At 68.5% G+C, this 21,546-nt stretch carries 23 protein-coding genes; 19 read left to right on the top strand and 4 right to left on the bottom strand.

The features are described from left to right. Positions 1-3: 3 nt before the first annotated feature. From AB4Y64_RS15980 to AB4Y64_RS15960, 5 genes are read left to right on the top strand one after another with little or no spacing between them, the layout of a single operon-like run. Positions 4-1,740, top strand: a complete 1,737-nt coding sequence (locus AB4Y64_RS15980) for an N-acyl-D-amino-acid deacylase family protein (protein ID WP_441817454.1) — start codon at positions 4-6, stop codon at positions 1,738-1,740. Between the two features lie 28 nt (positions 1,741-1,768). Further along, the gene (locus AB4Y64_RS15975; protein WP_441817453.1) at positions 1,769-3,025 is read left to right on the top strand and encodes an NAD(P)/FAD-dependent oxidoreductase; all 1,257 of its coding nucleotides are present in this window, start codon (positions 1,769-1,771) and stop codon (positions 3,023-3,025) included. Beyond that, positions 3,022-4,416, top strand: a complete 1,395-nt coding sequence (gorA, locus tag AB4Y64_RS15970) for a glutathione-disulfide reductase (RefSeq protein WP_441817452.1) — start codon at positions 3,022-3,024, stop codon at positions 4,414-4,416. The genes AB4Y64_RS15975 and gorA overlap by 4 nt, the downstream gene beginning before the upstream one ends. A gap of 44 nt (positions 4,417-4,460) precedes the next feature. Beyond that, complete coding sequence (gene hutG / locus AB4Y64_RS15965) at positions 4,461-5,249, top strand: N-formylglutamate deformylase (protein WP_441817451.1); 789 nt, start codon at positions 4,461-4,463, stop codon at positions 5,247-5,249. A 10-nt stretch (positions 5,250-5,259) separates the two neighbouring features. Next, on the top strand, positions 5,260-6,513 hold the full coding sequence (locus AB4Y64_RS15960) for a winged helix-turn-helix domain-containing protein (protein WP_441817450.1): 1,254 nt from the start codon (positions 5,260-5,262) through the stop codon (positions 6,511-6,513). Between the two features lie 19 nt (positions 6,514-6,532). On the opposite strand, the gene parE is transcribed toward AB4Y64_RS15960, so the two are convergent. Beyond that, positions 6,533-8,440, bottom strand: coding sequence for a DNA topoisomerase IV subunit B (gene parE / locus AB4Y64_RS15955; RefSeq protein ID WP_441817449.1), 1,908 nt, complete (start codon positions 8,438-8,440; stop codon positions 6,533-6,535). Positions 8,441-8,728: 288 nt separating this feature from the next. On the opposite strand from parE, the gene AB4Y64_RS15950 reads away from it, so the two are divergent. From AB4Y64_RS15950 to AB4Y64_RS15910, 9 genes are all read left to right on the top strand, one after another. Continuing rightward, complete coding sequence (locus AB4Y64_RS15950; RefSeq protein WP_441817448.1) at positions 8,729-8,977, top strand: hypothetical protein; 249 nt, start codon at positions 8,729-8,731, stop codon at positions 8,975-8,977. A gap of 389 nt (positions 8,978-9,366) precedes the next feature. Continuing rightward, complete coding sequence (locus tag AB4Y64_RS15945) at positions 9,367-11,031, top strand: CTP synthase (protein ID WP_441817447.1); 1,665 nt, start codon at positions 9,367-9,369, stop codon at positions 11,029-11,031. Between the two features lie 66 nt (positions 11,032-11,097). Further along, positions 11,098-11,931: a 3-deoxy-8-phosphooctulonate synthase gene (kdsA, locus tag AB4Y64_RS15940; RefSeq protein ID WP_441817446.1), complete on the top strand. Its 834-nt coding sequence runs from the start codon at positions 11,098-11,100 to the stop codon at positions 11,929-11,931. A 162-nt stretch (positions 11,932-12,093) separates the two neighbouring features. Next, positions 12,094-13,383: a phosphopyruvate hydratase gene (gene eno / locus AB4Y64_RS15935; protein ID WP_158731731.1), complete on the top strand. Its 1,290-nt coding sequence runs from the start codon at positions 12,094-12,096 to the stop codon at positions 13,381-13,383. A gap of 17 nt (positions 13,384-13,400) precedes the next feature. Next, positions 13,401-13,730, top strand: coding sequence for a cell division protein FtsB (gene ftsB / locus AB4Y64_RS15930; RefSeq protein ID WP_441817445.1), 330 nt, complete (start codon positions 13,401-13,403; stop codon positions 13,728-13,730). A 4-nt stretch (positions 13,731-13,734) separates the two neighbouring features. Further along, entirely contained in the window at positions 13,735-14,421 is a 687-nt protein-coding gene (gene ispD, locus AB4Y64_RS15925; protein ID WP_441817444.1) for a 2-C-methyl-D-erythritol 4-phosphate cytidylyltransferase, read from the top strand. 10 nt (positions 14,422-14,431) lie between these two features. Continuing rightward, positions 14,432-14,911, top strand: a complete 480-nt coding sequence (gene ispF / locus AB4Y64_RS15920; RefSeq protein WP_441817443.1) for a 2-C-methyl-D-erythritol 2,4-cyclodiphosphate synthase — start codon at positions 14,432-14,434, stop codon at positions 14,909-14,911. Next, positions 14,908-15,969, top strand: coding sequence for a tRNA pseudouridine(13) synthase TruD (gene truD / locus AB4Y64_RS15915; RefSeq protein ID WP_441817442.1), 1,062 nt, complete (start codon positions 14,908-14,910; stop codon positions 15,967-15,969). The genes ispF and truD overlap by 4 nt, the downstream gene beginning before the upstream one ends. 148 nt (positions 15,970-16,117) lie before the next feature. After that, positions 16,118-16,357 (top strand): hypothetical protein, encoded by a 240-nt coding sequence (locus AB4Y64_RS15910; protein WP_441817441.1) that lies wholly within the window; start codon positions 16,118-16,120, stop codon positions 16,355-16,357. 30 nt (positions 16,358-16,387) lie between these two features. Here the strand turns inward: AB4Y64_RS15910 and AB4Y64_RS15905 are convergent, their stop codons facing one another. Then, entirely contained in the window at positions 16,388-16,969 is a 582-nt protein-coding gene (locus AB4Y64_RS15905; RefSeq protein ID WP_441817440.1) for a Smr/MutS family protein, read from the bottom strand. A gap of 152 nt (positions 16,970-17,121) precedes the next feature. Between AB4Y64_RS15905 and surE the strand changes: the two genes are divergently transcribed. The 4 genes from surE to AB4Y64_RS15885 are packed head-to-tail and all read left to right on the top strand — an operon-like array spanning position 17,122 to position 20,081. Then, positions 17,122-17,922: a 5'/3'-nucleotidase SurE gene (gene surE / locus AB4Y64_RS15900; protein WP_441817439.1), complete on the top strand. Its 801-nt coding sequence runs from the start codon at positions 17,122-17,124 to the stop codon at positions 17,920-17,922. After that, on the top strand, positions 17,919-18,596 hold the full coding sequence (locus tag AB4Y64_RS15895; protein WP_441817438.1) for a protein-L-isoaspartate(D-aspartate) O-methyltransferase: 678 nt from the start codon (positions 17,919-17,921) through the stop codon (positions 18,594-18,596). The genes surE and AB4Y64_RS15895 overlap by 4 nt, the downstream gene beginning before the upstream one ends. Before the next feature lie 46 nt (positions 18,597-18,642). Then, on the top strand, positions 18,643-19,260 hold the full coding sequence (locus tag AB4Y64_RS15890; protein ID WP_441817437.1) for a YqaA family protein: 618 nt from the start codon (positions 18,643-18,645) through the stop codon (positions 19,258-19,260). A 23-nt stretch (positions 19,261-19,283) separates the two neighbouring features. After that, complete coding sequence (locus AB4Y64_RS15885) at positions 19,284-20,081, top strand: peptidoglycan DD-metalloendopeptidase family protein (RefSeq protein ID WP_441817436.1); 798 nt, start codon at positions 19,284-19,286, stop codon at positions 20,079-20,081. Between the two features lie 9 nt (positions 20,082-20,090). On the opposite strand, the gene AB4Y64_RS15880 is transcribed toward AB4Y64_RS15885, so the two are convergent. After that, a complete protein-coding gene (locus tag AB4Y64_RS15880) occupies positions 20,091-20,465 on the bottom strand; it encodes an Mth938-like domain-containing protein (protein WP_441817435.1) in 375 nt (124 codons plus the stop codon). Positions 20,466-20,495: 30 nt separating this feature from the next. Then, positions 20,496-20,801, bottom strand: a complete 306-nt coding sequence (yhbY, locus tag AB4Y64_RS15875; protein ID WP_441817434.1) for a ribosome assembly RNA-binding protein YhbY — start codon at positions 20,799-20,801, stop codon at positions 20,496-20,498. 92 nt (positions 20,802-20,893) lie between these two features. Between yhbY and rlmE the strand changes: the two genes are divergently transcribed. Further along, positions 20,894-21,541 (top strand): 23S rRNA (uridine(2552)-2'-O)-methyltransferase RlmE, encoded by a 648-nt coding sequence (gene rlmE, locus AB4Y64_RS15870; protein WP_441817433.1) that lies wholly within the window; start codon positions 20,894-20,896, stop codon positions 21,539-21,541. Positions 21,542-21,546 lie beyond the last annotated feature (5 nt).

The raw sequence follows: 21,546 nt of genomic DNA, 5'->3' as shown, positions 1-21,546 counted from the left end.
CCCGTGCTGCATCTGAAACCTGTTGCTGCCGCGGCCGCGCTTGCCGTCGCGCTGTCCACCGTCATGCTGTCTGCCTGCAGCGGCCCGGAACCTGCGCGGGAGGTTGCCCAGTACGACCTGCTGATCCGCAACGGCCAGGTGTTCGATGGTAGCGGTGCGCCGGCCCGGCGGGTCGATGTCGCCGTGCGCGGCGATCGTGTCGTCGCGCTGCTCGCGCCCGGTGCGCCGGCGAAGGCGACCAGGGAAATCGACGCGCATGGTCACGCCGTCGCGCCGGGCTTCATCAACGTGCTGAGCTGGGCGACCGAATCACTGATCGCCGACGGCCGCGGCCAGAGCGACACACGCCAGGGCGTGACACTGGAGATCTTCGGCGAAGGCTGGTCGATGGGCCCGCTGACGCCGGCAATGAAGACCGAGGCGGTGAAACAGCAGGGCGACATCCGTTACCCGATCGAGTGGACCACGCTCGGTGAGTACCTGGACTATCTGCAGCACCGCGGCATCACCCCGAACGTGGCCTCGTTCGTCGGTGCCGCCACCGTGCGCATCCACGAACTGGGCGAAGCCGATGTCCAGCCCGACGCGCAACAACTGGCGCGCATGCAGGACCAGGTGCGGCTGGCGATGCGCGAGGGCGCGCTCGGTGTCGGCGGTTCGCTGATCTATCCGCCGGGCTTCTACGCGCGCACCGACGAGCTGATCGCGCTGAGCAAGGCCGCGGCCGAATCCGGCGGCGGCTACGTAGCGCACATGCGCAGCGAGGCCAACGGCATGCTCGAAGCGCTGGACGAGACGATCGCGATCGGTCGCGCCAGTGGCCGGCATGTCGAGGTCTACCACTTGAAGGCGGCCGGGCAGGGCAACTGGCCGAAGATGGCGCAGGCGATCGAACGGATCGATGCCGCGCGCGGCCAGGGCGTCGACATCGCCGCCAACATGTATGCCTACACCGCCGGCGCGACCGGCCTGGACGCGAGCCTGCCGCCGTGGGTGCAGGACGGCGGCCACGACGCGATGATCAAGCGACTCAAGGATCCGGCCACGCGCGCGCGCATCATCGCCGAGATGAAGCGCAGCGACGGCGACTGGGAGAACCTGCGCCTGCAGGCCGGCTCGCCCGAGCGCGTGCTGTTCATCGGCTTCAAGAGCGACAAGCTCAAGCCGCTGACCGGCCTGACCCTGGCGGATGTCGCCAAGCGCCGTGGCACGTCGCCGGAGGACACCGCCATCGACCTGATCGTCGAGGACGATTCGCGCGTGGACACCGCCTACTTCCTGATGAGCGAGGACAATGTCGCGCTCGGCCTGCGCCAGCCGTGGGTGAGCCTGGGCTCGGATGCCGAGTCGTCGGCGCCGGAGGGCGTGTTCCTGAAGTCGAGCACGCATCCGCGCGCCTACGGCAACGTCGCCCGCTTCCTCGGCCACTACGTGCGCGAGCAGAAGCTGATGCCGCTGGAGCAGGCGATCTTCCGCCTGACCGGACTGCCGGCGCGCAACTGGAAACTCAAGGATCGCGGATGCCTCGCCGTTGGCTGCTTTGCCGACATCGCCGTGTTCGATCCGGCCGCGATCGCTGACCATTCCACGTACGACAAGCCGCAGCAGTACGCCACCGGCGTCAGCGACGTGTTCGTCAACGGCGTGCAGGTGCTCGGCGGCGGCGAACACACCGGCGCCAAGCCGGGACGCGTGGTGCGCGGTCCGGGCTGGAAGGGCACTGCACCGGCCCAGCCATGAGCCTTCCCAAGCGACTAAACTTGCCCCCATGGAACAACGCGAAGATGTCCTGATCGTCGGCGCAGGCGTGATCGGCCTGGCCTGCGCCGTGGCCCTGCTCGAAGCCGGTCGCAGCGTGCGGGTGATCGATGCCGGTCGCATCGGCGGCGGCAGCTCGCACGGCAACTGCGGCACCATCACCCCCAGCCATGCGCCGCCGCTGGCTGCGCCCGGCGTGGTGTTGAAGGCATTGCGCTGGATGCTGACGCCCGACGCGCCGCTGTACGTCCCGCCGCGCTTCGATCCGCGCCTGTGGACCTGGCTGCTGCGGTTCGCCCTGCGCTGCAACGAGCGCGACTGGCGCGCCAGCGCGGTGGCCAAGTCGGCCATCCTCAACGATTCGCGCGCGCGCCTGCCGCACTGGGTGGAGAACTACGAACTGGCCTGCGAGTTCGCCCCGTCCGGCGAGGATTACATCTTCCGCACCCAGGACTATTTCGAACACACCCAGGACGAAGTCGGCTTCCTGCGCGAGCTGGGCGTGTCGGTCGATGTCGTCGACGGCCGCGCCTACGAGGCAATGGAGCCGGCACTCAAGCCCGGCCTGGCGGGGGCAATCCGCTTCAACGGCGACGCCGTGCTGCGCCCGGACCGCTACGTCGCCGAACTGGCGCGGGTGGTGCGGGCACGCGGCGGCACCATCGTCGAGGACTGCGCGTTCATCGGTGCCGAACCGGAACAGGGCGGCGTGCGCGTCACCACCGCACACGGCCGCGTCCTGGCGGGCGACGTCGTCATGGCGCTGGGCGCGTGGTCGCCGAAGCTGGCCGACGAGATTGGCGCGCCGTCGCTGAAACGCACGATGCAGCCCGGCAAGGGCTACTCGATCACCTATTCGTCGCCGGCCCTGGTGCCCAAGCGGCCGCTGGTGCTGCGCGAGCGCCAGGTCTGCGTGACCGCCTGGGGCAGCGGCTACCGCCTCGGCAGCACCATGGAGTTCAGCGGCTACGACGACAGCCTCAACCCGCGCCGGCTTGCCGCGCTCGAGCGCGGTGCCGGCGAATACCTGCACGAGCCGGTCGGCGCGCAGAAGCAGGAGCAATGGTTCGGCTGGCGGCCGATGAGCTGCGACGACGTGCCGATCATCGGCCGCGTGCCGCGCCGCGATCACATCTGGTTGGCGACCGGTCACGGCATGATGGGCGTCAGCATGAGCGCGGCGACCGGCCAGCTGGTCGCCGACCTGATTTCCGGGCGCACGCCGGAGATCGACCCCACGCCCTACCGCATCGAGCGATTCGGATGAATGCCAAGCCAGCCACCAGCGAATTCGACCTCATCGTGATCGGGGGCGGTTCGGGTGGACTGGCCGGAGCCTTCCGCGCGGCCGAGCACGGCGCGCGCGTGGCCCTGCTCGAGCCGCACCTGCTCGGCGGCACCTGCGTCAATGTCGGCTGCGTACCGAAAAAGGCGATGTGGCTGGCCGCGGATGTGGCCGCCAGGCTGCAACTTGCACCGACCCTCGGATTCCCGGTGCAGCCGGCGCCGCTGGACTGGCCCGAGTTCATCGTCCACCGCGAGCGCTACATCGAAAACATCCACGCCAGCTACCGGCGCCGCCTCGACGCGGCCGGGATCGTACTGGCGCCGATGCGCGCGCACCTGGTCGACGCGAATACCATCGAATGCCAAAACGGTGCGCGGTTGCGCGCCAGGCACCTGCTGATCGCTACCGGCGGGCGGCCGGAGCGGCCTGACATCCCAGGCGCCGCACTTGGTGGCGTCTCCGACGATTTCTTCCAGTGGCGCGCCGCGCCAGAACGCGTGGCGATAGTGGGGGGCGGCTACATCGCCGTGGAGCTGGCCGGCGTGCTGCAGGCGCTCGGCAGCCGTGTCGAGATGTTCGTGCGCGGCCCGCGCCTGCTCAGGGAGTTCGATCACGAAGTGGCCGCGCAATTGGCCGAGGACTATCGCCAGTCGGGCGTGCGCCTGCATTTCGATCATCGGCTGGTCGCAGTCGAGGCCGATGGCGCGGGCACGGGCGCGGGCGCGGGTGCGGCGGCCGGCGTGCGCCTGCGCGGCGCCGACGGCAACGCCAGCGGTCGCTTCGATGCGCTGCTGTTCGCCACCGGACGCCGTCCCAACAGCGCGGGCATGGGTCTGGAGGCCGTCGGCGTCGCCACCGATGCCGATGGTTGCATCGTGGTCAACGAGCGTCACGAGACCAGCGTTGAGGGCATCTACGCCGTCGGCGACATCACCGCCAACGCGCAGTTGACGCCGGTCGCCATCGCTGCCGCCCGTCGCCTGATGGATCGCGTCTACGGCGGCAGCCAGGCCGTGCTGGACCAGCGCGACATCCCGACGGTGGTGTTCTCGCACCCGCCGATCGGTCAGGTCGGCCTGACCGAAGCGCAGGCGCGCGCCGAGCACGGCGATGCGGCAGTGCACGTCTATCGCGCCGAGTTCCGGCCGATGCTGTTCGCCTTGGCCGACGTGCCGCATCGCAGCCTGTTCAAGCTGGTCTGCATCGGCGAAGAGCGGCGCGTGGTGGGCATCCACCTGATGGGCGAAGCCGCCGACGAGATCCTGCAGGGCTTCGCGGTCGCGCTCAAGCGCGGCATCACCCTGCAGGACCTGCGCGATACCGTGGCGATCCACCCGACCAGCGCCGAGGAAGTGGTGTTGATGCGCTGACGCGCCGCCACCATGTGTCCCGGACGAGCCCAGGAAACACCGCAATGAGCACCGACATCTACACCCTGCACCGCGGCACCGCGCCGCTGCTGGTCAGCCTGCCGCACGACGGCAGCCACATTCCGCAGGAACTGGCCGCACGCATGACCGCGCGTGCACGGATCGCGCCCGATACCGACTGGCACGTCTCGACCCTGTACGACTTCGCCCGCGAGCTTGGCGCGTCGATCATCGTGCCGCGCCATTCGCGTTACGTCGTCGACCTCAACCGCCCGCCCGACGACACCTCGCTGTACCCGGGGCAGAACACCACCGGCCTGTGCCCGGCGGTGCAGTTCAGCGGCGAGCCGGTGTACCTTGAAGGACAGGCGCCGTCGCCGGACGAAGTGGCGCAGCGCGTGGAAACCTACTGGCGCCCCTACCACGAAGCCTTGCGCGCAGAGCTCGACCGCATCCAGGGACAGCACGGCCACGCGGTGCTGTGGGAAGGGCATTCGATCCGCGGCAGCGACCTGCCGTTCCTGTTCGAAGGACGGCTGCCCGATCTGAACCTGGGCACGTCTGCCGGCGTCAGTTGCGCGGCGGTCCTGCAGCATCGGCTCGAAACCGTGCTGTCGGCGCAGGACGAGTACGACTTCGTCGTCAACGGCCGGTTCAAGGGTGGTTACATCACCCGCCACTACGGCCAGCCGGAGCGTGGCATCGACGCGGTGCAACTGGAAATCAGCCAGCGCAACTACATGGACGAAGACAGTTTCGCCTATGACGCCACCAAGGCCGGGCACCTGCGCAAGGTGATCTCGGCGCTGTTGCAGGCCACGTTGAAGTCGTGAAGGCCGCGGCGTGACCGTTGCCGTCGCGTTGCCGCCGTTGCCGCCGGCACAGGCGCGCGCCCTGCATCTTGCCGCGCAGGGCCTGGCCACCCGCCCGCGCCGGCGCGCCGGCAAGGCCGATCTGCTGGCGGCGATCGCGCGCATGCAGTTGCTGCAGATCGACACCATCCACGTCGTCGCGCGCAGTCCTTATCTAGTGTTGTTTTCGCGCGTGGGGGACTATCCCGCGGCGTGGCTGGAGGAATTGCTGGCGCAGCGCGACATCTTCGAGCTGTGGGCGCACGAGGCGTGTTTCGCCCCGATCGCCGATTACACGCTGATGCGCAGCGCGATCGAGCACCGCGACCACCATTGGGCCATCCGTAGCGCCCGCAGGACGCACGAGGCGCATGGCGCCGACATCGCCGGCCTGCTCGATCACGTTCGCAGCCACGGCGCGGTCAAGGCGGCCGATTTCGAGCGCGAGGCCGGCACGGGCGGCGGCTGGTGGGAGTGGAAGAACGAAAAGCGCTGGCTCGAGGCCGCCTTCGCCCTGGGCGGGCTGATGGTCACCCGGCGCGAGAACTTCCATCGCGTCTATGACCTGGCCGAGCGTGTGGTAGGTCAGGTCCAGCCGGACTGGGAGCGCGCGTCGCTGGACACCGCGTTGGCGCGGCGCGAGTTGCTGCTGAAATCGGTACGCGCACTGGGCATCACCCAGGCACGCTGGATCGCCGACTACTACCGGCTGCGCCCGCGCCTGCGCGATGCCGACCTGGACGGCCTGGTGGAGGAGGGCGCGTTGCTGCGCGTCGAGGTCAAGGGCTGGCAGGCGCCCGGCTATGTCCACCCGGATCTGGCGCCGCAACTGGCGCTGGCCCGCGCCGGCAAGTTGCGCCCCAGCCACACCACGCTGCTGTCGCCATTCGACCCTGTGGTCTGGGATCGCGAGCGGGTCAGCGAGTTCTTCGGCTTCGACTACACGTTGGAGTGCTACACGCCCGAACCCAAGCGTCGCTATGGCTACTTCGTGCTGCCGATCCTGGTGCGTGGACGGCTGGTTGGCCGGCTGGATGCGAAAGCGCATCGCCGGGACGGCACGTTCGAAGTGAAGGCGCTTTACCTTGAGGAAGGCGTGGTGGCGGACGACGCGCTGGCCGCAGACATCGCCCGCGCCATCGACAATTGCGCGCGCTGGCACGGCACACCGCGGGTCACGCTGGGGCGGTGCCGCCCCGCATCGTTCGCCCGCATGGTGAAAACACAACTGGCCGCGGTGCGCTGAGGCGCAGCGCGGTGCAGCGTCAGACCTCCAGCGTCGCCAGGTCGCCCTTGGTTTCCAGCCACTGCTTGCGGTCGCCGGCGCGCTTCTTGGCCAGCAGCATGTCCATCAGCGAGTGGGTTTCCACGTCGTCGTCGACGGTCAGCTGGACCAGGCGGCGGGTGTCGGGGTGGATGGTCGACTCGCGCAGCTGCGACGGGTTCATCTCGCCCAGGCCCTTGAAGCGGGTGGTGTTGACCTGGCCGCTGAAGCCCTTCTTGCGGTCGCCCTTCTCGCGCTCGATCTTCTCCAGCAGGATCCGCTTCTCTTCCTCGTCCAGCGCGTAGAACACCTGCTTGCCCACGTCGACGCGGAACAGCGGCGGCATCGCCACGAACACGTGCCCGGCCGAGACCAGCGACGGGAAGTGCCTGAGGAACAACGCCGTCAGCAGCGTGGCGATGTGCAGGCCGTCGGAGTCGGCGTCGGCGAGGATGATGACTTTGCCGTAGCGCAGGCCCGACAGGTCGTCCTTGCCCGGGTCGCAACCAATCGCGACGGCGAGGTCATGCACTTCCTGCGATGCCAGCACGCTGCCGGAGGCGACTTCCCAGGTGTTGAGGATCTTGCCGCGCAGCGGCAGGATCGCCTGGAAGTCCTTGTCTCGGGCCTGGCGCGCGCTGCCGCCGGCCGAATCGCCTTCGACCAGGAACAGTTCGGTGCGCGACAGGTCCTGGCTGCTGCAGTCGGCCAGCTTGCCGGGCAGGGCAGGGCCCTGGGTGATCTTCTTGCGGATGACCTGCTTCTCGGTCTTCAGGCGCGCGCTCGCGCGCTCGATCGCCAGTTGCGCGATCCGCTCGCCCATCTCGGTGTGCTGGTTGAGCCACAGCGAGAACGCATCGTGCGCGGCGCCCTCGACGAAGCCGGCCGCCTGGCGCGACGACAACCGCTCCTTGGTCTGGCCGCTGAACTGCGGGTCGGTCATCTTGATGCTGAGCACGAAGGCGACGCGATCCCACACATCTTCCGGCGCCAGCTTTACGCCGCGCGGCAACAGGTTGCGGAAGTCGCAGAACTCGCGCAGCGCATCGGTGAAGCCGGTGCGCAGGCCATTGACGTGGGTGCCGTGCTGCGCGGTCGGGATCAGGTTGACGTAACTTTCCTGCACCAGCTCGCCGTCGGGAACCCACGCCACCGCCCAGTCGGCGGTCTCGGTGTCCTTGGTCAGCTTGCCGACGAACAGGTCCGGCGGCAGCAGCTCGCGTTCACTGAGTTCGCCACGCAGATAGTCGCGCAGGCCATCCTCGTAGTACCACTCGTTGCGCTCGTCGCTGGCCTCATCAAACAGGCGCACGGTCAGGCCCGGGCACAGCACGGCCTTGGCGCGCAGCAGGTGGCGCAGCGAGCGCAGGTTGAACTTGGGCGTGTCGAAGTACTTCGGGTCGGGCCAGAAGTGCACGCGCGTGCCGGTGTTCTTCTTGCCGACGGTGCCGATGACTTCCAGCGGCGTGGCGCGGTCGCCGTTGTTGAACGTCATCCGGTATTCGTTGCCGTCGCGCTTGATGCGCACATCGACCAGGGTCGACAGCGCATTGACCACGCTGACGCCGACGCCGTGCAGGCCGCCGGAGAAGGTGTAGTTCTTGTTGCTGAACTTGCCGCCGGCGTGGAGGCGCGTGAGGATCAGCTCCACGCCCGGGATCTTCTCCTCGGGGTGGATGTCCACCGGCATGCCGCGGCCGTCGTCGCCGACCGAGCAGCTGCCGTCGCTGTGCAGGGTGACCTCGATGAAGCGGGCGTGGCCGGCGAGCGCCTCGTCGACCGCGTTGTCGATGACTTCCTGCGCCAGGTGGTTCGGGCGCGTGGTGTCGGTGTACATGCCGGGCCGGCGCTTGACGGGATCCAGGCCGGACAGGACTTCGATATCAGCTGCGTTGTAACGGGAACTCATTCTGGGCACGACAGCGCGGGGGACAGGAGCGGGGATGGTCGGCGTGTGGCGACGGAAATTCAACCGCGCGCTCCGGCCCGCGACGTGCGCCCTTGAAGCATCAGGGTTCCGGCCGCACATCGGGAGGGTGCCGCGACGGCGTCCAGGCGAGTTCGCGCAGGCCGTTCAGTCCCGGCTCGGGTGCGCGCGGCTAGGGTTCGCCCGGTCGTCAACCCCGCGTCCCGTGACGCGTTACGCAAGTAAGATGGTGACGCCGAAGTCGCAACTGTTCCCCAGGAGGTTCTTCGCATGAATACCCGCAAGCTTCTGCTCCCCAGCCTGATCGCCGCGATCCTCGCGTCGCCGCTGGCTCTCGCGCAGCAGCATGACGCCCAGGCCGACGCCAAGGCCAAGGAACAGGCTGCCCAGGCCCAGAAGGCCGATGCAGCGCAGGCCGGCAAGGCCGACAAGGGCCAGTCCGACGCCAACAAGGCCGGCAAGAAGGACAAGTCCAAGTCCCGGCCGGAGGTCGAGCCGGAGGAAGAGGACGACCGCTGAGCCGTCCGGCTCAACAGGCTTGACCCGCGACGCCCCGGCTTGCCGGGGCGTCGCCGTTTGTGAGGTTGCGGCAGGTCCTTCGACTTCGGCGCCATGCGCCTACGCTCAGGACGAACGGAATCTTCCCCCCACCGTTCGTCCTGAGCGCGCAGGCCGTAGCCTTCCCCCACCGTTCGTCCTGAGCGCGCAGGCCGTAGCCTTCCCCCACCGTTCGTCCTGAGCGCGCAGGCCGTAGCCTTCCCACCACCGTTCGTCCTGAGCGTAGGCCGCAGGCCGAAGTCGAAGGGTGGAAGTGTTTTCAGGCCATCTGAACGGCCCTGCGGAGCCCGGACGGCTCGCCGGAAAGCGACGCAGCCTGTAGACTATGGCTTTCCAGCGGTAGCAAAACCATGACTCCCCTGATTTTCGTCACCGGCGGCGTGGTGTCCTCGCTTGGCAAGGGCATTGCGGCAGCCTCGCTGGCGGCCATCCTCGAAGCACGCGGCCTGCGCGTGACGATGATGAAGCTCGACCCCTACATCAACGTCGATCCGGGCACGATGAGCCCGTTCCAGCACGGCGAGGTGTACGTCACCGACGACGGCGCCGAGACCGACCTGGACCTGGGCCACTACGAGCGCTACCTGCGCAACCGCCTGAGCCGCAAGAATTCGATCACCACCGGTCGCATCTACGACAACGTGATCCGCAAGGAGCGCCGCGGCGACTACCTGGGCGGCACCGTGCAGGTGATCCCGCACATCACCGACGAGATCAAGCGCTGCATCATCGAGGCCACCGAAGGCTTCGACGTGGCCCTGGTCGAGGTCGGCGGCACGGTCGGCGACATCGAGTCGCTGCCGTTCCTTGAAGCCATTCGCCAGATCCGCAGCGAGCGTGGCTCGGAAGGCGCGTTGTTCATGCACCTGACCCTGGTGCCGTACATCGCCGCCGCCGGCGAGCTCAAGACCAAGCCGACCCAGCACTCGGTCAAGGAGCTGCGTTCGATCGGCATCCAGCCCGACGTGCTGCTGTGCCGCAGCGAGCAGCCGCTGCCCGACAGCGAGCGTCGCAAGATCGCGCTGTTCACCAACGTTCCCGAGCGCGCCGTCATTTCGGCCGTCGACCTGGACAACATCTACAAGATGCCGCGCCGCTTCCACGAGGAAGGCCTGGACGCGATCGTGCTCGACCGCCTGCGCATCAACGCCGGCCCGGCCGACCTGACCGAATGGGACGAAGTGGTCGATGCCAGCGAGCATCCGGTCGACGAAGTCCGCATTGCGGTGGTCGGCAAGTACATCGACCACCAGGACGCCTACAAGTCGCTGGCCGAGGCGCTCAAGCACGGCGGCCTGCGCCAGCGCACCAAGGTCAAGCTGAAGTGGCTCGAATCGAGCGAGATCGAAGAGGAGGGCGTCAGTTCGCTCAAGGACGTCGACGGCATCCTCGTGCCGGGCGGTTTCGGCGACCGCGGTTTCGAAGGCAAGGTGCTCACCGCCAAGTACGCGCGTGAAGCCGGCGTGCCGTACTTCGGCATCTGCTACGGCATGCAGGCGGCGGTGGTCGACGTCGCCCGCCACCTGGGCGGTCTCGACGGCGCCAACAGCACCGAGAACGACAAGGCCAGCCCGCATCCGGTGATCGGCCTGATCACCGAATGGCGCACCGCCACCGGCGAGATCGAGCGCCGCAGTGAAGACAGCGACCTGGGCGGCACCATGCGCCTGGGCCTGCAGGAGCAGCGCCTGAAGCCGGCGACGCTGGCGCGCGAGGTCTACGGCGCCGACGTGGTCGCCGAGCGCCATCGCCATCGCTACGAGTTCAACAACCGCTACCGCAGCCAGCTCGAGGACGCCGGCCTGGTGATCTCGGCCAAGTCGATGGACGACCTGCTGGTGGAGATGGTCGAGCTGCCGCGCGACAAGCACCCGTGGTTCCTGGCCTGCCAGGCGCACCCGGAGTTCCTGTCGACGCCGCGCGACGGCCATCCGTTGTTCATCGGTTTCGTCCGCGCTGCGCGCGAGCACAAGGCGCAGGCCGGTGGAAGGCTGCTGAAAGAAGCGACCGAGTGATTCGACGCCTGTAACCCATCCCCTCCCAACTCTCCCCTTGAAGGGGAGGGCTTCAGAGCACAAAGCATGAAACTTTGCGGATTCGAAGTCGGCCTCGACCAACCTTTCTTCCTGATCGCCGGTCCGTGCGTGATCGAGTCGATGCAACTGCAGCTCGACGTTGCCGGCAAGCTCAAGGAGATCACGTCCGAGCTGGGCATCAACTTCGTCTTCAAGTCCAGCTTCGACAAGGCCAACCGCACCTCCGGCACCAGCTTCCGCGGCCCCGGCCTGGAAGAGGGCCTGAAGGTGCTGGCCGAAGTGAAGAAGCAGATCGGCGTGCCGGTGCTGACCGACGTGCACGAATACACGCCGATGAACGAGGTCGCCAGCGTCGTCGACGTGCTGCAGACCCCGGCGTTCCTGTGCCGCCAGACCGACTTCATCCAGAACGTGGCCCGTACCGGCCTGCCGGTGAACATCAAGAAGGGCCAGTTCCTCTCGCCGTGGGAGATGAAGCACGTCACCAACAAGGCCAAGGCGACCGGCAACGAGCTGATCATGGCCTGCGAGCGCGGCGCCAGCTTCGGCTACAACAACCTGGTCTCGGACATGCGCTCGCTGAGCGTGATGCGCGATACCAACTGCCCGGTGGTGTTCGACGCAACCCACTCGGTGCAGCTGCCCGGCGGCGCCGACGGCAAGAGCGGCGGCCAGCGCGAGTTCGTGCCGGTGCTGGCGCGTGCGGCGATGGCGGTCGGCATCGCCGGCATCTTCATGGAGACCCACCCGGTCCCGGACGAGGCGCTGTCCGACGGCCCCAACGCCTGGCCGCTGCCGAAGATGCGCGCGCTGCTGGAGACGCTCAAGCAGCTCGACGAGATCACCAAGCGCAACGGTTTCCTGGAATCCGACGCCTGATCATGCCGGGCGCCGCCGCCTCCTGCGACCTCGTTCCGGCGCCGCCACCGCGCGGCGCCGCCCCAACTCGGCTATCGTCCCCGGCTGGCGCCCGACCGGCCGGCATCGTTCTGGCCACGGCCCCCCTTTGACCATTCCCACGACGACCATTCCCTCGAAGACATGACCACGACCATCGCCAAAGTCCACGCCCGCGAGATCCTCGACAGCCGCGGCAATCCCACGCTCGAAGCCGAGGTCACCCTGGCCGACGGCAGCTTCGGCCGCGCGATGGTGCCGTCCGGCGCCTCCACCGGCACCAAGGAAGCGGTCGAGCTGCGCGACGGCGACAAGACCCGTTACCTGGGCAAGGGCGTGCGCAAGGCGGTCGAGAACGTCAACGGCGCGATCGCCACGGCGCTGGCCGGTTTCGACGGCGCCGACCAGGCCGGCCTCGACCGCCGCCTGATCGACCTCGACGGCACCGAGAACAAGGGCCGCCTGGGCGCCAACGCGCTGCTCGGCGTGTCGCTGGCCAATGCCCACGCGATGGCCGCATCGAAGAAGCTGCCGCTGTGGAAGTACCTGGCTGGTGGCCGCGAGGCCGTGCTGCCGGTGCCGATGATGAACATCATCAACGGCGGTGCGCACGCCGACAACAACGTCGACCTGCAGGAATTCATGATCCTGCCGGTGGGCGTGGACAACTTCGCCGAGGCGCTGCGCGCCGGTACCGAGGTGTTCCACGCGCTCAAGTCGGTGCTCAAGGGCCGCGGCCTGAGCACGGCGGTGGGCGACGAAGGCGGTTTCGCCCCCGACCTTCGCAGCAACGAGGAAGCCCTCGAGACCATCCTCGAGGCGATCGGCAAGGCCGGCTACAAGGCCGGCGAAGACATCCTGCTCGGCCTCGACGTCGCCTCCAGCGAGTTCTTCGAGAACGGCAAGTACAACCTCACCGGTGAAGGCAAGCGCCTGACCAGCGAGCAGTTCGTCGACTTCCTCGCCAACTGGGCCGCGCAGTACCCGATCATCACCATCGAAGACGGCATGGCCGAGAACGACTGGGCCGGCTGGAAGCTGCTGACCGAGCGCGTGGGCAACAAGGTGCAGCTGGTCGGCGACGACCTGTTCGTGACCAACCCGAAGATCTTCCAGGAAGGCATCGACAAGGGCGTGGCCAACGCCATCCTGATCAAGGTCAACCAGATCGGCACCCTGACCGAGACCCTGGAAGCGATCGCGATGGCCGACGCCAACCGTTACGCCTCGATCGTCTCGCACCGCTCGGGCGAAACCGAGGACACCACCATCGCCGACATCTCGGTGGCCACCACCGCGACCCAGATCAAGACCGGCTCGCTGTGCCGCAGTGACCGCGTCGCCAAGTACAACCAGCTGCTGCGCATCGAAGAGCAGCTGGGTGCGGCGGCGAAGTACGCCGGCCGCGACGCCTTCATCTCGCTCAAGCGCTGAGCCAGGAGACCCGGCGAATGCGCGGCTTGCGACTGCTGCTGCTGGCACTGGCCGGACTGCTGGTGTTCCTGCAGTACCGGCTGTGGGTGGGCGAGGGCGGCAGCCGCTCGGTCGCCCGCCTGCAGCAGCAGGTGCAGCAGCAGTCGCACGAGAACCAGGGCATGCAGCAGCGCAACGACGCGCTCGCCGCCGAAGTCGAGGACCTCAAGTCCGGCGAGGCGGCGGTGGAGGAGCGCGCGCGCAGCGAGCTGGGCATGATCAAGCCGGGCGAGACGTTCTATCGCGTGGTCGAGCCGGAAGGCACGGCGCCGGCGCCGGAAGCGGGCACCGAGCCGAAAAGCGAGTAGCCCCGTGATCTGGGCCGTCATTCCCGCTGCCGGTCGTGGCTCGCGCTTCGGCGGCGAGACCCCGAAGCAGTACCTCGAGATCGCCGGTCGCCCGCTGATCGCACACGCACTCGATGCGCTGCTCTCGCACCCGCGCATTGCAGGCGCCGTGGTCGCGTTGTCGAACAATGACGCGCTCTGGCCCGGCTGGGCCAACCTGCACGGCAAGCCGGTGTTGCGCTGCGTCGGCGGCGGCGAGCGCGCCGATTCGGTGCTGGCGGCATTGCAGGCGCTGCCCGCCGATGTCGGCAGCGACGCGCTGGTGCTGGTGCACGACGCGGCGCGGCCGAACCTGCGCCGCGAGGACCTCGATCGCCTGATCGCCTCGGCCAGTGCCCATGCCGACGGCGCCATTCTCGGCGCGCCGGTGCGCGACACCCTCAAGCGCGCGGACGGCGCGGCGAACATCGCCGCCACCGAGCCACGCGAGCGCTTGTGGCGAGCGTTCACGCCGCAGGCATTCCGCCGCGGCGCGTTGACGGCCGCGCTGGAGCAGGCGAAAGCGGCCGGCATCGTGGTCACCGACGAGGCGATGGCGATGGAGCGCGCTGGCGCCCATCCGGCGCTGGTCGAAGGCCGCGAGGACAACCTCAAGGTGACGACGCCGGCGGATCTGGCGTTGGCGCGGTATCTGATTTCCAACCGGGGTTGAGGCAGAACAGATGAATATGCGCATCGGCCAGGGAGTCGACGTACACGCCTTCGGCGACGGCGATCACGTCATGCTCGGCGGCGTGCGCGTGCCGCACGACCGCGGCATCGTGGCCCACTCCGACGGCGACGTCGTCATCCACGCGCTGTGCGACGCGATGCTCGGCGCGCTTGCGCTGGGCGACATCGGCCAGCACTTCCCGCCGGGTGACCCGCAGTGGAAAGGCGCCGACAGCCGCGCCTTCCTGCGCCACTGCCAATCGCTCATCGCCGAACGCGGCTGGCTGCTCGGCAACGCCGACATCACCGTGATCTGCGAACGCCCCAAGGTCGGCCCGCATGCTGCGGCGATGCGGCACCTCCTGGCGGGCGATCTCGGCCTGGCCGAGGACGCGGTCAGCATCAAGGCCACCACCACCGAGAAGCTCGGCTTCACCGGTCGTGGCGAGGGCATCGCGGCGATGGCCGTGTGCCTGCTGGTGCGCGCGTGAACGCGCAGGAGCCGAGGCTGCCGCGCGCGCACGGCGAGCCGGTGCTGAGCGCCAACATGCGCACCACGGCCGAGGATTTCCTGGTCGAGGAGCTGTCCGGCTTCGAACCCAGCGGCAGCGGCGAGCACCTGCTGCTGACCATCGAGAAGCGCGGCGTGAACACCGCCTTCGCCGCACGGCGCATCGCCGAATGGGCTGGCGTGGGTGAGGTCGCGATCGGCTATGCCGGCCTCAAGGACCGCAATGCCGTGACCCGGCAGCGTTTCAGCGTGCACCTGCCCAAGCGCGTGGCGCCCGACCTGGCGACGCTGGCGACCGGTGAGGACGGCGGCGAGCGCCTGCGTGTGCTCGATAACGCCTGGCATTCGCGCAAGCTGCCGCGCGGCGCGCTGGCCGGCAACCGCTTCGTGCTGGTGCTGCGCGAAGTCGCCGGCGAGCGCGGCGCGATCGAATCGCGGCTGCAGGCCATCGCGGCGCACGGCGTGCCCAACTACTTTGGCGAGCAGCGCTTCGGCCGCGAAGGCGACAACGTCGCCAACGCGCTGGCGATGTTCGCCGGCCGGCGCGTGCGCCGCGAGCAGCGCACGCTGCTGATCTCGGCCGCGCGTTCGGAGTTGTTCAACCGCGCACTGGCGGCGCGCGTGGAGTCCGGCAGCTGGAACCAGGCCATGGACGGTGAGGTCTGGTTGCTCGACGGCAGCCGCAGCGTGTTCGGGCCGGAACCTTTCAGCGACGAACTTGCGCAACGCCTGGCCGCGTTCGACATCCATCCCAGCGGCGCGCTGTGGGGGAAGGGCGACCTGCGCAGCCAGGGTGCGGCGGCGGCCGTTGAACTTGCGGCGATGTCCGACGAAGACGCTGTCGCGTTGCGTGCAGGCCTGGAGGCCGAAGGCCTGAAACAGGAGCGGCGCGCGCTGCGCCTGAAGCCGGCCGACCTGACCTGGCAGTGGCTCGACGGCGATGTACTCCAGTTGGCTTTCAGCCTTCCACCCGGTACTTATGCCACTGTCGTTCTGGCCGAACTGGGTGACGTTCTCGCGCTCGGTCGTGGCGGCTGAACGGGTAACTTCGACCGTTCGTCGGAAAGCATCTGCTGGCACTGGTGCGCCTAAAGCGCCGGCGTATAAGCCGAAATCGTACAAGGTGTTTTTGGCCTTGTGCCGTCGTACCCGTCGGGTACGGCGATCACGTCATGGAGATGTCGTCATGAACGCATCGTTACGCATGGCTGTGTTGGTGTCGGTCCTCGGCCTGGCGGCCTGTGCCGGCATGCAGAGCAGGACCGCCTATGTGCCCGAGCCGAAAGCACCGTCGATCATGGACAACGACGAGGCTTACATCGCCTATGTCGAACGCGTCGCCCGCCGCCGCGGTATCGACGTGGTGTGGGTGAACTCGCCGCGCAAGACGGCCGAGCAGGTCGCGCAGGAAACCGGTCACCAGTAACACCACTGCCTGGCGTCCCGGTTGCCGGGCTCAGGACGAGCGAAGGCGACGGGGCGCGAGCAGTACCAGCACCGCTCCGGTGCCGCCCTGCGGGGGCGGTGCGGAGTGGAAAGCCAGGACGTCCGCGCGCTGACGCAGCATGCGGTCGACCAGGTTCTTCAGCACGGGCGCGCCGCTGCTCGCTATCGAGGCGGCGCCGTGCAATGCCTTGCCGTGCAACCCCTTGCCGTGAATCACGCGCACGCAGCCCACGCCGTGCAGGCGGGCGTCGTGCAGGAATGCGCGCAGCAACTGCTCGGCCTCGCGCGCGTCGGCGCCGTGCAGGTCGAGTTCCTCCTGCGCCGAGATCTCGCCACGCTTGAGCTTCTGCAGCAGCCGCGGCGAGATTTCATCGCGGCGGTAGGAGAGGGCGTCGCCGGCATCGAGCGGGTGTTCATCCAGGGCATGGCGGAACTGTTCGCGGGCGTGGGCCTCGTCGCGCTCGGCCATACGGGCGCGCGGACGGGGCTTGGGCGCGGCCGGTGGCGGCGTGGTGTCGCGCAGCCGCCGCACCGGGCCAATCGCGGCGCGGAACAGTTCGGCGTCGTCGTCTTCGTCGCGCTTGTCGGACATGCCGCAAGTCTAGGCGAAGTGGATCGCGCGCCGGCGCCGGGCATGCCGGCCGATCCCCATCGGCTATCATGGGTACCGCACGGTCCGGCAGGCGCATTCACATCGCGCCGGGCCGCCTGCATCCGGCGGTCAATCCACCATCAAGGGAGTTCATGCGAGTTCTGGTCAGCAACGACGACGGCGTCGACGCCCCCGGTATCCGCGTCCTCGCCGAAGGCCTGCGTGCCGCCGGCCATGAGGTGCTGGTGGTCGCCCCCGACCGGGACCGCTCCGGCGCCAGCAATTCGCTCACCCTGGATGCGCCCGTGCGCGTCCAGCGGCTCGACGAATCGACCTGGCGCGTCTACGGCACCCCCACCGACTGCGTGCACGTGGCGATCACCGGCATGCTCGAGGTCGAGCCGGACATCGTCGTGTCGGGCATCAACAACACCGCCAACCTTGGCGACGACGTGATCTATTCGGGCACCGTCGCCGCGGCGATGGAAGGGCGCTTCCTCGGCCTGCCGGCCGTGGCGATGTCGCTGCAGACCGTCGACCACACCGGCCGCCATTACGAGACCGCCGCGCGCGCCGCGGTCGAGATCATTGCCCGCCTGCGTGTGGACCCGCTGCCGGCCGACACCATCCTCAATGTCAACGTGCCCGACCTGCCCTGGGACGAGGTCCGTGGCTTCGAAGTCACCCGCCTGGGCAATCGCCATCGTGCCGAGGCCTGCATCCCGCAGCACGATCCGCGCGGCCGCGAGTGGTGGTGGATCGGCGCTGCAGGCCAGGAACAGGACGCCGGCCCGGGCACCGATTTCCATGCGCTGCGCACCGGCAACATCTCGATCACCCCGATCCATGTCGACCTGACCCGCTACCAGGCGCTCGACCAGGTGGCCAGCTGGGTCGACGGGCTGGCGGTGTCGCTCGACCGCGGCACGGTCCGGCAGGGGCAGGGCGCATGACGTTGCGCATGCGCCTGCAGCCCGAAGCCATCGGCTCGGGAATGACCTCGCAGCGGGTCCGCGACCGGCTGGTCGAACGCCTGCGCGAGAACGACATCCGCGACGAGCGCGTGCTCAACGCCATCCGCACCGTGCCGCGCCATCTGTTCGTCGACGAGGCGCTGGCGACCCGCGCCTACGAGGACACCGCGCTGCCGATCGGCCACGGCCAGACCATCTCGCAACCCTGGGTGGTGGCGAAGATGACCGAGGCCGTGCTCGAGGCCGAACCGAAGAAGGTGCTGGAGATCGGCACCGGCTCGGGCTACCAGGCCGCCGTCCTGGCCGCGCTGGGCCTGGAGGTGCACACCGTGGAGCGCATCGGCGAGCTGCTGCGCACCGCGCGCAAGCGCTTCCGCCAGCTCGGCATGAACATCCGCAGCAAGCACGACGACGGCCGCATCGGCTGGGCCGAAAACGGACCGTTCGACGCCATCATCGTCACCGCGGCCGCGCCTGCACTGGTCGAGTCGCTGACCACGCAGCTGGCCGCGGGCGGGACGCTGATCGCACCGGTCGGCGGTGCATCGTCGCAATCGCTGCTCAAGCTGCACAAGGACGCCGAGGGCGTCATCACCCAGCACACGCTGGCTCCGGTCGTATTCGTGCCGCTGCTGTCAGGGATGATCGATTGAACACCGCACCGGCAACCACCCAGGTAACGCACCGGAAGGACTGGCGTTGAAGATCTTTGGACCGCTGTACGAGCGCACCATCACCTGGGCGCGCCATCGCCATGCACCTGCCTACCTCTTCGGCCTGAGTTTCGTCGAAGCCATCATTTTCCCGGTGATGCCGGAAGTGATGCTCGCGCCGATGTGCGTGGCCAAGCCCCAGCGTGCGTTCTGGTTCGCCACGCTCAGCCTCGCCGGCTCGATGCTGGGGGCGCTGGTCGGTTACGCGCTGGGCCACTACGCCTTCGAGGCGATCAAGCCGCTGTTTGCCTCGCTGGGCATGCTCGATTCCATCGAGGCTGGCATCCGCATCGTCCAGGCGAAGATGGCGGAGTCGCCGTGGGCGGTCTTCACCTTCCTCGTCCTCGGCGGCTTCATGCCGATTCCGATGAAGATCTTCACCTGGGCGTCGGGCATCGTCGGCGTGCCCATGCTGCAATACATCCTGAGCATGGCGATCGGCCGCGGAAAGCGCGTGTTCCTGCTCGCCGCCGCGATCCGCATCGGCGGGCCGCGTGCGGAAACGGCGCTGCGCCGCTATATCGAACCGATCGGCTGGGCGGCGCTGCTGTTGCTGGCCGCGCTGGTGGCGTGGCTGGTATGGAAGGCCAAGTTCGCAGCATGAGCGCAAGCAGGACACCAGCACGCATGAGCGCAGTTGCACGCCCATTCCTCATCGCCGCATTGCTGGCCACCGCCGTGGGCGGTTGCGCGAGCACGAAGGTCACCCGCGCTCCGGGCGGCGGTTCCACCGCCACGACCGTGAAGCCCTCGGTTCCGAAATACGGCAAGACGGTGGTCGTGCAGCGCGGCGACACGATGTACCGCGTGGCCTCCAGCAACGGCATCCGCGCCGTCGACCTGGCGGCCTGGAACGGCATTCCCGCGCCTTACACGATCTATCCGGGCCAGCGCCTGCGCCTGTATCCGCAGGGTTCGGGCAGCAACAACCCGGTTGCCAGCTCCGGTGGCGCCGCCGCACCGCGGCCGGCATCCACGGGCAAGCCGCCAGTCGCCACTCCTCGTCCGCCGGCCACCACGCCGCCTCCGCCGCAGGCGGCCCCGGTCGCCAGCGGATTCAACTGGCGCTGGCCTGCCGACGGTGAGCTGATCGGCCGCTACGTCGCCGGCGAACCCACCAAGCAGGGCATCGACATCGCCGGCAGCAGCGGTGCACCGGTGCGCGCGGCCGCCGATGGCGTGGTGGTGTATTCCGGTTCGGGCCTGGTCGGCTACGGCGAGCTGATCATCATCAAGCACAACGAACAGTGGCTGTCGGCCTATGGCCACAACCGCAATCGCCTGGTCAACGAAGGCCAGCTGGTCAAGGCCGGGCAGCAGATTGCCGAGATGGGCCGCAGCGGCGCACCGCGCGAGATGCTGCACTTCGAAGTCCGCTACAACGGCAAGCCGGTCGACCCGCTGCTGTACCTGCCGAAGAAGTAACCGCCGCCGTCAGGGATTGAGCACGAAGGCCGCGACCACGCGCCGGCCTTCACCGGCCAGCACGTTGAACGTGCGCGCGGCGGCGGCATTGGTCATGGTTTCCAGGCCGACGCCGCGGCCCAGGCAGGCGGCCATGACGGCAGGCGTCGGGAACACCTGGGTGGCGCCGCTGCCGAGCAGGATCACTTCCGGATCCAGCGCCAGCGCCGGCTCCAGGTCCTGCGCGGTGATCGCCTTGACCGAAAGCACGGGCCAGTCCTCGACCAGGCGGTCGGGCGAAAGAATGAAACTCGAATACAGCCGGCGATCGTTGACCAGCGCCGAGGCGCCGTCGGCGGCACGCAGGTAGAACGCCTGGTCGGGATGTTCGAGGTTGAGCTGCATCGGCGAAGGACGCTCGCTTCGAGCCGGGGGTCAGGCGCGCGGAAGCACGATCTGGCGACGGTCCTGGCTGGGCTTGTACAGGATCGCGGTGTGGCCGATGCGCTGCACCAGGGCAGCGCCGGTGCGCGCGGCGATGTCGTCGATCATGGCGTCGCGGGCGTCGCGATCTTCGGCGGCGACCTTGATCTTGATCAGCTCGTGATGCTCCAGGGCCAGGGCGACCTCGGCGATCAGCGACTCGGTCACGCCCTTGCCGCCAACCTGCAGCATGGCCTTCAGATCATGGGCCTGGCCGCGCAGGAAACGGGTCTGGGCGGCGGTCAGGACGGTCTGCATTGGGGCACGGGGAGCATGGGGGTAGGCTGCGCAGGGTATCATGACCGCCCCCACGGCCCCCACGGCCCCTCCACGCCGGCACCCCACGCCCGATGGCGACTCGCAGCAAATCCAGCCAGCGCTGGCTCAAGGAACATTTCTCCGACCCCTTCGTGAAGAAGGCCAAGGCGGAAGGACTGCGCTCGCGCGCGGCCTACAAGCTCGAGGAACTGGTCGAGCGTGACCGCCTGCTGAAGCCCGGAATGGTCGTGGTCGACCTCGGCGCCGCCCCTGGCGGCTGGTCGCAGTGGCTGCGCGGGGAGCTCGACCGCCTGGATCCGGCCCGGCCGGGCCGGGTGATCGCCCTGGACATCCTCGAGATGCCCTCGCTGGCCGGGGTCGAGTTCCTTCATGGCGATTTCAGGGAGGATGAGGTCCTATCGCAGCTGGTCGCCTCCCTGGAGGGCCAGCGCGTGGACCTTGTCCTGTCGGATATGGCCCCCAATAAGAGCGGTGTGGATGCGGTCGACATGCCGCGGGCGATGTACCTGTCCGAACTGGCGATGGACTTCGCCGACCAGCACCTGCGTACCGGCGGCAACTTCCTGATCAAGCTGTTCCAGGGGGTGGGCTTCGACGAGTACGTGAAGGAGCTGCGGCGACGCTACGACAAGGTCGTCATCCGCAAGCCGGAGGCATCGCGCAAGCGCTCGCCCGAGGTGTACGCGCTGGCACAGGGCAAGCGCGCGGTTATGAAGTAATGTGC

Source organism: Lysobacter sp. TAF61 (genome assembly GCF_052113485.1).
Classification (GTDB): domain Bacteria; phylum Pseudomonadota; class Gammaproteobacteria; order Xanthomonadales; family Xanthomonadaceae; genus Lysobacter_J.
This window is presented reverse-complemented; position numbering and strand designations above follow the sequence as displayed.